12 protein-coding genes are annotated in these 14,588 nt (G+C 22.3%); all 12 read right to left on the bottom strand.

Annotation, left to right across the window (positions count from 1 at the left end; all coding sequences use genetic code 11):
- Position 1 precedes the first annotated feature (1 nt).
- The 12 genes from EV215_RS02865 to fabZ all read right to left on the bottom strand — a co-directional run bounded on the left by EV215_RS02865 (position 2) and on the right by fabZ (position 14,567).
- Positions 2-1,582, bottom strand: coding sequence for a hypothetical protein (locus EV215_RS02865; RefSeq protein ID WP_134112484.1), 1,581 nt, complete (start codon positions 1,580-1,582; stop codon positions 2-4).
- Positions 1,583-1,587: 5 nt separating this feature from the next.
- Positions 1,588-2,406, bottom strand: a complete 819-nt coding sequence (locus EV215_RS02860; RefSeq protein ID WP_134112483.1) for a hypothetical protein — start codon at positions 2,404-2,406, stop codon at positions 1,588-1,590.
- Positions 2,397-3,377, bottom strand: coding sequence for a tetraacyldisaccharide 4'-kinase (lpxK, locus tag EV215_RS02855; protein ID WP_134112482.1), 981 nt, complete (start codon positions 3,375-3,377; stop codon positions 2,397-2,399). The genes EV215_RS02860 and lpxK overlap by 10 nt, the downstream gene beginning before the upstream one ends.
- A 67-nt stretch (positions 3,378-3,444) precedes the next feature.
- Entirely contained in the window at positions 3,445-5,109 is a 1,665-nt protein-coding gene (locus tag EV215_RS02850; protein ID WP_134112481.1) for an ABC-ATPase domain-containing protein, read from the bottom strand.
- A gap of 14 nt (positions 5,110-5,123) precedes the next feature.
- Positions 5,124-8,630 (bottom strand): chromosome segregation protein SMC, encoded by a 3,507-nt coding sequence (gene smc, locus EV215_RS02845; protein WP_134112480.1) that lies wholly within the window; start codon positions 8,628-8,630, stop codon positions 5,124-5,126.
- A 10-nt stretch (positions 8,631-8,640) separates the two neighbouring features.
- The gene (hslU, locus tag EV215_RS02840) at positions 8,641-9,948 is read right to left on the bottom strand and encodes an ATP-dependent protease ATPase subunit HslU (RefSeq protein WP_134112479.1); all 1,308 of its coding nucleotides are present in this window, start codon (positions 9,946-9,948) and stop codon (positions 8,641-8,643) included.
- 199 nt (positions 9,949-10,147) lie between these two features.
- Complete coding sequence (locus EV215_RS02835; protein ID WP_134112478.1) at positions 10,148-10,738, bottom strand: XTP/dITP diphosphatase; 591 nt, start codon at positions 10,736-10,738, stop codon at positions 10,148-10,150.
- Complete coding sequence (gene rph / locus EV215_RS02830) at positions 10,738-11,463, bottom strand: ribonuclease PH (RefSeq protein WP_134112477.1); 726 nt, start codon at positions 11,461-11,463, stop codon at positions 10,738-10,740. Before rph ends, EV215_RS02835 begins: the two co-directional genes overlap by 1 nt.
- An 18-nt stretch (positions 11,464-11,481) precedes the next feature.
- On the bottom strand, positions 11,482-12,546 hold the full coding sequence (gene lpxB / locus EV215_RS02825; protein WP_134112476.1) for a lipid-A-disaccharide synthase: 1,065 nt from the start codon (positions 12,544-12,546) through the stop codon (positions 11,482-11,484).
- 8 nt (positions 12,547-12,554) lie between these two features.
- On the bottom strand, positions 12,555-13,358 hold the full coding sequence (locus tag EV215_RS02820; RefSeq protein WP_134112475.1) for an LpxI family protein: 804 nt from the start codon (positions 13,356-13,358) through the stop codon (positions 12,555-12,557).
- Positions 13,359-14,126 carry an acyl-ACP--UDP-N-acetylglucosamine O-acyltransferase gene (gene lpxA / locus EV215_RS02815; RefSeq protein WP_134112474.1) on the bottom strand — a complete coding sequence of 256 codons (768 nt, stop codon included), beginning with the start codon at positions 14,124-14,126 and terminating at the stop codon, positions 13,359-13,361.
- A 15-nt stretch (positions 14,127-14,141) separates the two neighbouring features.
- Positions 14,142-14,567 (bottom strand): 3-hydroxyacyl-ACP dehydratase FabZ, encoded by a 426-nt coding sequence (gene fabZ / locus EV215_RS02810; RefSeq protein WP_134112473.1) that lies wholly within the window; start codon positions 14,565-14,567, stop codon positions 14,142-14,144.
- Between the last annotated feature and the right edge of the window lie 21 nt (positions 14,568-14,588).

Here is a 14,588-nt window from a genome sequence, read left to right as displayed (position 1 = left end):
CCTATTTTAAAGCTATATTGATAGCTTTTTTACTCTCTAAGTTATCTATTAAATTTCCTGTATCCAAATTATAATAAAACAATATTTTTTTATTTTCTAAAATATAAAGTGTTTTTTCATTAAATATATATTCTTTATTATCTTTCTTTATCTCTTTAGTATTATTTAATAATAAAGTGCTTAGAATATAAATATCATTTAAATTTTTAATATATTCCGTACTAAAATTATTTGGAAATCCATATTTAAATTGAGCTTTTAAAAAATAATTTAAATATATATTATAAAATTTTTCATTTATATTTTTTATTTTTAATAAATTATTATATTGAAGTTCAAAATATTTTGATATTTTTTTAAAATCTGGTGAATTATCTTTATATTCAAACCAATTATTATAATTTCCCAATCTCTCTACTAATACATCTGTAAAAATTGATGTTCCATTTTGAACATTTTTTAATTTTTCCACAACTAGATCTTTTTTATTATAAATTTCATTATAATTTAATGAAATTATATTATCTATATTTTCTAAATATTTCAACATTTTTTCTACATCTTCTTCATCAATTTCATCTAAAATAAATTTTGAAGAGTAATTTAAAACAAAATTTTCATTACTATTTAATTTAGCTATTTTATTTATATAATTTTTAATTTCATTAAAAATATCATCTTTTTTATAAAATAAATATTCTTCTAATTTAACAATAAAATCTTTATCATCACTTAATAAATACATATCATTTAATTGTCTAACAACATATTCATTATATTTATTACTACTATTTTTTATAATTTTATCTTCTAATATTATAAGTTTTATACCATTTTCTTTTAATTTATTACTTATTTTACTATCCCATATTCCTCCATTTAAATAAAAAACTTTTGGTTTATTATTAAATAACTTTTCTTTTAATTCTATATCTTTTTTTATCTGTAAATCTATTATTTCATCAGTAAAAGCAGCTAAAATCCCACCAGAATAACTACTTGCTACTATTTCTACTTTGTCTTTTTTTATTAATTTATTTATTTTTTCTATTATATCTTTTCTGTTTTGCGATATATATTTTAATAATATTCCGTTAATATTAAGATTATATTTAAAATTATTATTTTCTATATAGGTTAATATTTTTTCTATTTTTTTTATATTTTCACTTCTGTTTTTAGGATTATCTTCTATTATATTTAATAACACTGTTGTATTTAATGTATTAACATTCCCATTATTTATATAAGTTCGCATTCCTAAAGCTAATAATAATAATAATAAAGAAATTCCTGCTAATAATTTTATTATCTTTTCTATATTAAATCTTTTTTTATCTAATTCTTTTCCCGTTAAATCTGTCATTGCAAATTCAAGTCTAGCTATTTTTTTTTCTATTTCATTTAATTCTTCTTCATCATCTATTTTTTCTTGTAAAAATAGCATATATTTCATAGCTTCTTTATAACGTCTATTTACTTGCGCATCATCAGCCAACTTATAAAAATAGTCTTTTAAATCTGTTCCACAATTGTTACACTTTATATCTGTAATTTCTGTATTACAATTTAAACATTTCAACGCAATCACCCTTTTATAATATTTAAAAATTTACCTATAATTTTTTCTTCTTCTTTTGATAATTTATTTTTTACTTTTAAAGTGTCTATTTTATTTAATATTATAAAATAATATCTATCTTTATTTTCTATATTTGATTTTTTTAAGAGAATATAATATGCTAGTATATTTAATCCTTCTAAACATAATAATTTATCATAATTTTCAAAAATTTTAGTTTCTATATCAATTTTTTCTTCTTTAGAATTTTCATATTCATAAAAATCTGATTCTCTATTTACTAAATAATAAATAAATGGATATAAAATATAATCAATATCATTTTTATTTTCTATATATTTTGTTAATTCTATAAAAGATATAAAAAATAAAGATTTTTCTGAATAAATATCGTTCATTAATACATATTTTGTTATCAATTCTATAAATAAATTTTTATCTTTTAAATACAATTCTTTACAATATTTTATTGCAATATTAAAATCTCTATTATAAAAAATCTTAAATATATTCTGACTTAATTTTTTTGTAGATATTCCACTTAATCTATCTATTTTTTTAAATTTAATTCTATTTTTTTTATCTAAAAAATCAATTAATTTTTCTGTAGATATTTCATTTAAAAAAGCTAAATAAAGATATATTTTATTAAATCCATATTTTATTATATTTCCATTATTATATATTTTAAAATATGTTCTTTTATTAGTAAATGGCGCTATTTTAATTAAAAAATTTAACATCCCTTTATTATATTCTTTTTCAAAATTATTATAATCTTTTTCTCTTAAAATATCTAAAAAATCTTTATTTTCTATACACATAAATTATCCTCCAAAATTGTAAAATCTATTTTTAGCACTAATAAATTATCAGGAGTTTTATCTAAATCTAACTTGATAAAATCTTTCTCTGTTGTTATTATATAATCAAAATCTTTTGCTACTTTTAATATATCATCATATTCTTCTTTTGTTAGAGAATAATGATCTGGAAAAGTTTTTATTTTAATATCTATTGGATTTAATTTTTTTAAACTATTATAAAAAGGCTCAGGATTTCCTAACCCTGAAAATACAAATATTTTTTTATTTTTTATTATATTTAATTCTTCCTTATCTTTATTTTTATTATAAAAATAAAGATTTTTATATGCTGAAATTGTTATTTTTTTTTTATATTTTTTTAATTCATTTATTATTTTATCTAATTTTTCTTTTGATACTTGTTCTGATTTTGTTATAATAATTTCATCTGCCCTATCAATATTTTTTAAACTTTCTCTTAAATTTCCATAAGGCAATAAATACCCATTTCCAAAAGGGTTACTTGCATCTATAACTAATAAATCTTTATCTCTAAATAATTTTCTATGCTGAAATCCGTCATCTAATATAATTGTATCAACATCAAAAATATCTTTAGCTAATTTACAAGCTTTATACCTATCTTTTCCTACAACTACAGGAACAGATAAATTTTTTGCATGTAAATATGCTTCATCCCCACTTTCTTTTTCAGTTACAAATATTTTTTCTCCATCACTTACAATTAAAGGGTCTATATCTCTTTTTCCTTTATATCCTCTCAATACAACAGCTACTTTTTTATTTTGTTCTATAAATTTATTTGTTAAATATTGTACTGTTGGTGTTTTCCCTGTTCCTCCAACAGTAACATTTCCTATACATACAATATATAAATCATCTATTTTTTTTGATTTTAATATGTTTTTATCATATAAAAAATTTCTTATTGTTGTTATTAGTAAAAATAAATATGATAGCAATTTCATTTTTTCCTCTTTCTATTTTTCTTTTAAATATTTATTATTTTAACACATATAATCTTTATTTTAAAGATTATTTTATAATTTGCTCTCTTAGTCTATTTATAGCCATAGCTATTTCATATTTTCTTATACCACAATATTTTCCACTTTTAGCATTTAGTATTTCACTAATATTTTCATTTTCAAGTCTATTTTCTAAGCTATTTAAAATATTATATAATGATTCTGTTTGATTTTTTCTTTTAAATATTCTTTTTATAAGTTCGCCAATAAAAATTATTTGACCTTCTTCAACTATTTGTTCAATATTTCTAAAATCAATATTATAATTTCCAAAATTCAATTCATCAAAACCTTTATTTTTTATCTTAAATTTATTATTAAATACAATATTTCTACAATATTCAATATTTAATTTTCTATCAGTAACAATTATTTTATTGTTTTTATGCATTACATCATCCACTAATATTTTTTTTACTTTATTTGTTATATTTTTTACTCTATATTCATCAAGCATTAATACTGTATCTGCTATTTTAAAATACTCTGACAAGCTTCCTACAATCATTATAACTGAAGTATCATTTTGCTCTTTTAATGCCTTAATGTTTTCTATAAAAGGTCTAATAGGCTCTTTATTGTCTGCAATAATTTTTTTTATAAAATCATCTCTTATCATAAAATTAGTTGCTGTAGTATCTTCATCTATTAAAAAAAATCTACTCCCTATTTCTAATGCTTCTATTATATTTGCTGCTTGTGATGTTGAACCACTTGCATTTTCAGTAAAAAATTTTTCTGTATCTTTTTTATTTGGAAGATTTTGTATAAAACTACTTATATTAGTATTATTTATAAATCTCCCATTTTCAGCTTTTATTTTTATCGCATCTTCTCTTGTTATTACATATTCTCTTCCATCACCATATATATGATTATAAATTCCCATTTCAATAGCTTCTAAAAGTGTTGTTTTCCCATGAAAACCACCACCAGTTATAACTGTAATCCCTTCTTTGATCCCCATTCCTTTTATAATTTTATTTTTATCTAAAGGTATTTCTATCTCTAGTTCTTTAGGTGATTGAAATTTTATCGCATTTTTCATAGGTTTTTCTGAAATACTACTTTCTCTAGGAAGTATAGAATCATTTGCAATAAAAAGAATATAATTATTTTTTTTTAAGTATTCCCTTATTTTTTGAATATTTCTATATAAATTTATATGATTTTTTAATTTTTCAATATTTACATTTTTAATAATTTTATATATTCCAGGCAATTTTTCAAATATTATTTTTATTGCTTCTCTGCCTAAAATTCTTCTTCCTTTAGCAGGTAATCCTACATAAAATTTTATACTTAATTTTTTCTTAATTATTTCTATTGCACTTCTTTTTAAAATCTTATTACTTGGTTTTAAAATATAAATATGCCCACTTTTTCCACTACCTATTTGATTGGTATTTATTCTTTTTATATTTTTTGAAATTTCTCTTAATAAAAAATCTTCTGTGGCTATTTTAATATCTTCTTTAAATACTTCCATTGGTAATTTTAAATTTTTAATATCTATTTCTATTTCAAAAAATGAAGGAGATGCAAAAGGATCTCCTTGTACATTTATTATATTTAAAATATATTCTTTAAAATCATAACTACCTTTTATATCTTTATATCCTTTATATCCCATACCATCTATCTGATTTAATAAAATTTCTAAATTATACATGTTCCCTCTCTTTTTTACATAGATACACTTAATATTTTTGATTCACCTATTTTTTTATCCATTGTGACACCATATAAAACATCTGATTCTTTCATTGTTTGCTTATTATGTGTAATTAATATAAATTGTGATTTATCTGTAAAATCTTTTAATTTATTTAATAGTCTTTTTGTATTTGTATCATCAAGAGCTGCTTCAATTTCATCAAAAAATGTAAACGGACTTGGCTTATACATAAATATAGCCATTATTAAAGCAACTGCAACCATTGATTTCTCTCCACCTGATAACAAAGTTAATGTTTGCGATTTTTTATTAGCAAATTTAACAATAAGTTCAACTCCACTTTCTAATAAATTTTCTTTATCTGTTAATTCTAATTTCCCAATAGAATTATTAAGAATCTCTTTACACATATATCCAAAATTTTTATTAATAGACTTATATGCATTTAAAAAATTATTTACAATATTATTTTCAATCTCTTTTATAATGTTTTTTAATTTTTCTTTACTTCCTAAAAGATCATTTTTTTGCTCTAATAAAAAATCATACCTTTTTTTTACCTCTTCGTATTCTTTTATTGCTAAAAGATTTACATTCCCCATAGATTTCAATTCAATTTCTAATTTATATATCTCTTTTTTTATAGATTTTACATCTTTTTTATATTCTATATATTCTACATTTTTTATTTCTTTTAATTTTTCTTTTACATTTAATATATAACTTTCTATTTTATTTTTTCTATCTATTAAATTTATTTTAGAATTTTCTAATTTAAATAACTCTTTTTCATAATTTTTTATAGAAATTATAAGTTCTTTTTCTTTTTTTTCTAAATTTAAAAGCTCCTTTCTATATTTTTCTAATTTTTCTTCATCTACTACTAAATTTGCAGCATTTTCTTCTAGTTTTCTGTGTAAATTAACTAATCTAGTTTTTAAATCCTCATAATTTAATTTCAAATTTTTTATTTTATTTCTTTTTTCTTCTAATTCAAGTTGATTTTCTTTAATCTCTAATTCTAGTTTCTCTAATACATTCTTATCTTGTCGTACCCTTTCTTTTTTACTATATATTTCTATTTGTTTATCTGAATTTTCTATTTCATATTTTTCTATTTCATCACTTATTTTTTTTATTTCTTCTTTTAAATTTTCTATATTATTATTTATATCTACCAAATTTTTTTCTACTATTTTTATTTTTTTATTAGAAATTTCTTTTAAATTTGTAAATTCTTTTAAATTTTCTTTTAAATCATCTATTTCATATTTTAAGATAGATATACTTTTTTCAAGTTTAATTTTTTCTACTTCATATTCATTTTTTTCTAATTTAATTCTTTCTGCTTCTTCTTTTATATTTTCTTTTTTTATATCATACTCTTTAATTTTTTCTGTTGATATACTTATTTTATTAAGTTTATTTTCTAATTTTTTTTCTTTGCTTTCTATAAGCAATTTATTTTTCTCTATTATTTTTTCTAATTTTTTTATTTCTCTTCTTCTTTCAAATATAAGTGAACTATTAGATTTTAGACTCATTCCACCGCTTATTCTTCCACTTGATGACAAATATTCACCATCTAAAGTTACTATGTTAAATTTAAAATTTTTAGATTTTAATATTTTTAAACTATTATCGAGATTGTCTACAACTAATATTCTAGAAAGTGTATATTTCACTGCATTTTCTATTTCTTTATCATATTTTACTAATTTACTTGCAATTCCAATAACCCCTTCTATATTTTCATTAAAATTATGTTCTTTAAATTTTAATATATCTAATGGTAAAAAAGAAGCTCTTCCTATTTTATTTTTTTTTAAAAATTTAACACATTGTTTTGCTACTTCACTATTTTTTACAACTACATCTTGAAAACTACCCCCTAATGCTGCCTCTATTGCTTTTTGATATTTCTCCTCTACTTCTATAAGGGATATTAGCGGACCATATACTCCAAATATTTTTTGATTTGTTAGTTCTTTTACTCCTTTTATAAATCCCTCGTTATTTTTTTCTAATTTTTTTAAATTTTCATATTTAGATATATAATTATTATTTAAAAAGATAATCTCATTTTTTTCTTTTAATAAAATTTCTTTTTCTTTTATCTTTTCTTCTAATTCTTCTTTTTCTTTATTTTTATTTTCTATACACTCTTCAAATAGCTTTTTTAAATTTTCTATTTTTTCTTCTAATTCCTCTTTTTCTTTATTTATAATTGATAATTCATTATTATTTTTTTCATATTCTTTTCTTAATTCATTTATTCTATTTTCAATTGATTTGACTTTTTTATCACTTGTTTCTATATCATTTTGATATTTTATTTTTTCTAATTCAAGATTCATACTTTTTTCTTTTAAAAAATTTAAATTTAACTCCTTATTTTTTAAAAATGTTCTTTTATTATTTAATTCTTCTTCATATTCTTTGTTTACCTCTAATTTTTTTATTATTTCTTTTTCAATTATAGCAATAGATTCTTTTAATTCAATTCTTTCTTCTTCCAATTTTCTAATTTTTTCTATTAATTTTTTTTCTACTATTTCATTTTCTTCAATTTCTTTATTATAATTACTTTTTCTTTCACTAAAAAGAGTTATTTGATTTTTTATATCTCCAATATATTTTCTTAAATTTTTATTTTCATTATTATTTTTTTCAATAATATTATTTATCTCTTGTCGATAATTATTTATATTTTCTAAATCTTTTTCTTCTTTTTTAAAAAGTTTATCATTTCTATTGATACTTTTCTCTATCTCTTTTAACTCAATTGTATATTCTTTATATTGATTTTCGAGTTCTTTCTTTTCATTTGTATATATAAATTTTTTATATTTATCTAATTCATTTTTTATATCTAAATATTTCGTAGCTTTTTGTGATTGTAATTCAAGTGTTTTATAATTTTTAAAAAGTTCTGTTTCTACATAACCTATTTTTTCTATTTCATTTTTTACTTTTTCAAGTTTTTTTTCAGCTTCCTCTTTTCGAAGCTTTATTTTTTTTACTCCTGCAGCTTCTTCTATAATATCTCTTATCTCTTTTGTAGATGAAGATATTATTCTTTCTACTTTTCCTTGCCCTATTACTGAATAAGCTGATTTTCCAACTCCTGTATCTAAAAATAATTCTGAAATATCTTTTAATCTAACTTTATTTCCATTGATTCTATATTCATTTTTACCATCTTTAAAAAGCTTTCTGCTTACTTTAATTATATTTTCATCTATTTTTAATTGCCTATCCGTATTGTCAATCTCTAATACTACTTCTGCAAAGTTTTTACTTTTATTAGCGCTGTGAAATATAACGTCTCGACTTTCTTTTGCACGTATTGATTTATAGGATTGTTCTCCCAATACCCATAATATTGCATCTAATATATTAGATTTCCCGCTACCATTAGGTCCTACTATCGAAGTTATACCTTTTATAAATTCTATTTCTATTTTTTCTGAAAATGATTTAAATCCATTAATTTCTAAGCTTTTTAAGTACATAATCTCTCCATCATAAAATATAATTATTTAGATTTTCTTTATCTGATTTTATATCAAAAACTTTTTCTATATCTTTTCTATTCAATTTTATTTTTTTCTCTTTTTCAAAAGGTGCTTCAAACATTATCTCTTTTAATACACTTTCTAATACAGTATGTAATCTTCTCGCTCCTATATTTTCTACTTTAGTATTTAAATCAATTGATATTTCTGCTATTACTTCTATTGCTGTTTTAGTAAATTCAAGCTCTACTCCATCTACTTTTAACAATTCTATATATTGTTTTAATAAATTATTATCTACTTTAGTAAGTATTTCAATAAAATCTTTTTTAGTTAAACTTTTTAATTCTACTTTTACTGGAAATCTTCCTTGTAATTCAGGCATAAGGTCACTAGGACTTGATTGTGAAAAAGCTCCAGCCGCTATAAATAATATATGATCTGTTTTCACTGGTCCAAATTTTGTAATAACTGTGGTACCCTCTATAATAGGTAATATATCTCTTTGAACTCCTTGTCTTGAAACTTCCCCTCTACTATATGATTCTCTTTCTGCTATTTTATCTATTTCATCTATAAAAACTATTCCATCCTCTTCTACTTTCTTTAATACTTCTGGAATAAATTCTTCTGTATCTATACTTTCATCAATTAATTCTTTTAATAAATAATCTATTGCATTTTTAACTTTTATATTCTTTTTATTATCTTTTTTCCCAAAAGGTGATATTGAATCAAATAAATTTTTTAAGCCTTCGTCAGGTGAACTAGCATTTATTTCAATTACAGGTATATCAAATTTTGGTTTTCTTTCTATTTCAATCTTTTCTTCATCATACTTACCTTTTTTTATCTCTTCAATAATTTTAGCTTTTTCTTCATCTAATAGCTCATAAGGTTTTAATTTTTTTGCTATTTTATTGTAAATAATAGGAAGATACTCTTCTCTTAGTTCTTCTATTTTTCTTTTTTTCATATTTTGATAAGTTAAATTTACAAGATCTTTAATTATTGCCTCTACATCTTTTCCTACATAACCCACTTCAGTAAATTTTGTTGCTTCTACTTTTATAAATGGAGAATCCGTTACTTTTGCAAGTCTTCTTGCTATCTCAGTTTTACCAACTCCTGTAGGCCCTATAAGAATTATATTTTTTGGTGTTATTTCTATTTGCAATTTTTTATCCACTATCTGCTTTCTTCTATATCTATTTCTAAGAGATATTGCTACATTTTTTTTTGCTTCATCTTGAGAGATTATATATTTATCTAGCTCTTCTACAATTTTTTTTGGTGTGAACTTATCTTTTAGCATATTATTCCTCCTAGTTTATATTTCTTATTAATTATTATACTTATTGTCTTCTTAAGTTTTTTAATATTTTTATTAATTAAATAATATCTTCTTAACTAGTCTTTTAAAGTACTCATATTTTATTTTTATCTTATAAATTATATACTATTTTTTACTATTTTACAATAAAAGAGAAAGACTCAAAAGAAACTTTTGAGTCTTATTTTATAAAATCAACTAAATCTTTTTTCAATAATTTTAATGCATTTCCTCTATGGCTTATTTTTGATTTCTCTTCTTTTGTTAATTCTGCAAATGTTTTGTCAAAAGGTTCATAATAAAAATGTGGGTCATATCCAAAACCATTTGTTCCTCTTGGTATATCAATTATCTCTCCTATAACTTCTCCAGTATATGATTTAACTGTTCCGTCTGGTTTTGCTATACTTACTACACATACAAATTTTGCGTTTCTATTATCTATTTTTTTTAGATTTTTAATTAATTTTTCATTATTTTTTTTATCATCTGTATCTTCGCCTGCATATCTAGCAGAATATACTCCTGGTTCTCCATTTAATGCTTCCACACAAAGACCAGAGTCGTCAGCAATAGTTATTATATTTAAATATTTAGCTATTTCCAATGCTTTCTTTTGAGAATTATACATAAATGTAAGTCCATCTTCTTTAACTTCAGGTATATCATATCCATCATTTATTGATATTATTTCTATATTATAATTTGATAATATCGTTTTTATTTCCTCAATTTTTTTTTTATTTTTAGTAGCTAAAAATATTTTTTTCATTAAAATGCCTCTTCTACATATTTTTTTTGTAATTCAAATATTTGTTTTAATCCTTCTTCTGCTACATTAAGCATTTGATTAAGTTCTTCTCTAGTAAACGTGGCCTCTTCGCCTGTTCCTTGAATTTCTATTAATTCACCTTTATCATTCATAATTACATTCATATCAACTTCAGCAGTACTATCTTCTGTATATTTAAGATCTAACATTACTTGTCCTTTATTTATTCCTACACTTATAGCTGCTATTTGTGATTTTAAAGGGTTTTCTTTTATTTTCTTTTCTTTTAACAATTTTTTTATAGCTATTTCTAATGCTATATAAGCTCCTGTAATAGAAGTAGTTCTTGTCCCACCATCAGCTTGTATTACATCACAATCCAAAATAACTGTTCTTTCTCCTAATTGTTCTAAATCAATACACGCTCTAAGAGATCTTCCTATTAATCTTTGTATTTCCATAGTTCTTCCCGATAATTTTCCCTTAACTGATTCTCTCATATTTCTGTCTTCTGTAGCTCTTGGTAACATTGAATATTCAGCTGTAATCCATCCAGTACCTTTCCCTCTTAAAAAAGGTGGTACATTTTCATTTACTGTAGCATTACATATTACTTTTGTTTCTCCACATTCTATAAGAACAGAACCTTCAGCATGTTTTATAAAATTAGGTGTAACTTTTATTTTTCTTAATTGATTAAGTGTTCTTCCATCATCTCTTTTCACAAAAAGACTCCTCTCTTATTAATTATTAATTATATATTGGGCATATTTTTTCACTATATTTTTGCCCCCTAATTTATTTCTTATTTCATTTATTTTTTTATTTATTTCTTTTTTATTCTTCTCTATATATTCTATTTTTTCTATTATTTTATCTAAATTAAAGTTATTTTGTAATAATTCTGGATATACTTCTTCATTTAAAGTAAGATTTGGTAATGAAACATATTTTAGTTTAATAAATAATCGTACTATTATTTCATTAATAATTGAAGTTTTATAAACAACTATACCAGGTAATCCCAATAATGCTAATTCTAAAACTACGGTTCCTGAAGTTGCTATAGCATATTTTGATTTTTTTATACAATTATTAAGTTCATCATAGCTTACTTCTAAATTATGATATTTTGATAAATCTTTTTTTATATATGATAAACTTTTTTTATTAGCTAATTTCAAAATAAATTTTTCATTTTTTAATTTATCTACTACTTTTAATAAAGTAGGTAATATTTTAGTTATTTCTTGCTTTCTACTTCCTGGTAATATTAAAATTTTTTCCCCTTTTTTTTCTATTTTTTTATATTTTTCAATGAAAGGATTTCCATAATATTTTACATCAATATTCTTATTTTTATAAAATTCTAATTCCCATGGAAAAATAACAAGAAGTTTATCAGCTAATTTAAGTTTTTCTACTCTTTTTTCTCCCCATATCCATACTTTAGGTGGAATATAATAATAAACTTTTATTCTACTATCTACTTGTTTTAATTTTTCTAAAAATTTTATATTAAATCCTCCATAATCTACTAAAATAACTTTTTTAATATTATTTTTTAAAATAAAATTTATAAAAAAGTCTAACTTTTTCTTTAAATAATTATATTTCATTGCTGCTTCTTTAAAACCCATAACAGCAATATCATCTATATGTTGAAGTAAATTCACACCTACTTTTTTTGAGTTATCACCTGCCATTCCATAAAACTCAGCATTTTTATCTTCATTTTTTATTTCATTTAATAAATATGATAAGTGAACATCTCCAGATAACTCACCAGTAGATACAAAATATTTCACCCTTCCTCCTATCTTTTTATAGCTTTAATAAATAATTTATTTTTATTTGCTAAAGCTATAGATTCCTCTTGTTCAAAAAATAGCATTTTATTAGCTTCTATTACTATTCCTTTTGCTTTTATTTCGACAGCTTGTTTTACTGTATCCAATCCTATTACAGGCGTATCTGCTCTTAAATCTTGATTAGGCCTTGCCAATTTTACAATAATACATCCTTCACCAGCATATTTATAAGCTCTTTTTATTGTTTCATCTGTTCCTTCTATTCCTTCTAGAGTTACTACAGATTTATCTTTTACAACAACAGTTTGTCCCACATCAATAGAGGTTAAGGCTTTCGCGCCTTCTATTCCAACTTTTACAGTTTCTATATCACTTAAATCTACGTCTATATTCGTATATACTTTTTCTTCAGTAATTAAATCGTCTAACATATAATTTTGTGGCAATATATCTATTCCACTTTTTTGAAGAATTCCTATTATTCCCATTAAAAGTGTTTCGTCTTTTTGATCTGGAAGATTTGAAAGTAAATCCGAAAAAGTTTCATCAAATTTTATATTTTGAAATATAGTATTTTTTTCTACCTTACCAATCATCATTAATTTTGATATTTTATTTATGATTAAATAAGAAATTATTTTCCCAAGTTCTCCTATATTTACTTTTATAAAATTTTTATGCTTTTTTATTTCATCATTTATTTCATCAAAAAATCCAATTGGAAACACTTCTATTCCTTTTTTTTCAGCTTGTTTTATAAAATAATTAGGTAGTTCTCCCTTCCCAGCTATTAATCCTATCTTTTGCATCTATCTCGTCAGCCCCCTATCAAAGCTTCTTATCGTTTTTATCATATGTATAATGTTTTTATCATCTTTAAATTCTATCTCTAATTCATTTAATGCATTTTCTAATTTAATTTTTGACATAAATATTTTTTTATATGCAGTTTTTATATTTCTTATATCTTCTCTGGAAAACCCTCTTCTTTTAAGTCCTAATAAGTTTAATCCTCTAGTTTTTGCATCATTACCTTCAACAGTAACAAATGGCGCTACATCTTGCACTATTCTAGTGGCTCCCCCTATCATCGCAGATTCACCTATTTTACAAAATTGATGCACTCCTGTAAGTCCTCCAACAACTGCAAAATTTTCTACTTCTACATGTCCTGCAAGTGTTGCACAATTTGCAAATATACAATTATCACCTATTACTACATCATGTGCAACATGTACATATGCCATAAGTAAATTATTATTCCCTATTACTGTTTTATTTGAAGCAGTTGTTCCTTTATTAATAGTACAAAATTCTCTTATCTTGTTATTATCTCCAATAATAAGTTCTGTATCTTCTCCATTGTATTTTAAATCTTGCGGATCCTGCCCAATAGAAGCATAAGGATAAATAATATTATTTTCACCTATTGTTGTTTTACCTTCTACTACTACATGTGATTTAAGAATAGTACCATTTCCTATTTTAACATCTTTGCCAATAAAACAATAAGCTCCTATTTCAACATCTTCTCCAATTACTGCTCCTTTTTCTATAATAGCAGTTTCATGAATCATAATACTCCTCCTAATTTATTTGTCCATAATCGAGAACATAAGTTCTGCTTGAGCTACTATTTCTCCATCTACTAGAGCTTTTCCTGTAGCTTTTAATATTTTACCTTTTAATTTATCTACTACTACATCATAAATTAATTTATCTCCTGGTCTTACAGGTTTTCTAAATTTAACATTATTTATTGCCATAAAATATGGTACTTTTTCTTCTCCTTCAGGCATTGTACAAACACCTAAAGCTTGTGCCATACCTTCTATTATTAATACTCCTGGCATTATTGGATGACCTGGAAAGTGTCCATTAAAAAAATCCTCATTTATAGTTACATTTTTATATGCAACTACTCTTTTATTTGGCTCTAATTCTTCAATTCTATCAACTAATAAAAATGGGTATCTGTGTGGTATTCTTTTCATTATTTCCATAACATCTAATTTCATATTAACATTCCTCCATATCAA

The organism is Hypnocyclicus thermotrophus (assembly GCF_004365575.1).
In the GTDB taxonomy this organism is placed as follows: Bacteria; Fusobacteriota; Fusobacteriia; order Fusobacteriales; family Fusobacteriaceae; genus Hypnocyclicus; species Hypnocyclicus thermotrophus.
Note: the sequence above shows the minus strand (reverse complement) of the source record. Positions and strands in the feature narration are given on the sequence as shown.

Coding starts and splice junctions, on each gene's coding strand:
- lpxA (WP_134112474.1), bottom strand. CDS start 14,126: ATGATTCATGAAACTGCTATTATAGAAAAAGGAGCAGTAATTGGAGAA.
- EV215_RS02850 (WP_134112481.1), bottom strand. CDS start 5,109: ATGTATAATTTAGAAATTTTATTAAATCAGATAGATGGTATGGGATAT.
- smc (WP_134112480.1), bottom strand. CDS start 8,630: ATGTACTTAAAAAGCTTAGAAATTAATGGATTTAAATCATTTTCAGAA.
- EV215_RS02835 (WP_134112478.1), bottom strand. CDS start 10,738: ATGAAAAAAATATTTTTAGCTACTAAAAATAAAAAAAAAATTGAGGAA.
- EV215_RS02820 (WP_134112475.1), bottom strand. CDS start 13,358: ATGCAAAAGATAGGATTAATAGCTGGGAAGGGAGAACTACCTAATTAT.
- lpxK (WP_134112482.1), bottom strand. CDS start 3,377: ATGAAATTGCTATCATATTTATTTTTACTAATAACAACAATAAGAAAT.
- hslU (WP_134112479.1), bottom strand. CDS start 9,948: ATGCTAAAAGATAAGTTCACACCAAAAAAAATTGTAGAAGAGCTAGAT.
- fabZ (WP_134112473.1), bottom strand. CDS start 14,567: ATGAAATTAGATGTTATGGAAATAATGAAAAGAATACCACACAGATAC.
- EV215_RS02860 (WP_134112483.1), bottom strand. CDS start 2,406: ATGTGTATAGAAAATAAAGATTTTTTAGATATTTTAAGAGAAAAAGAT.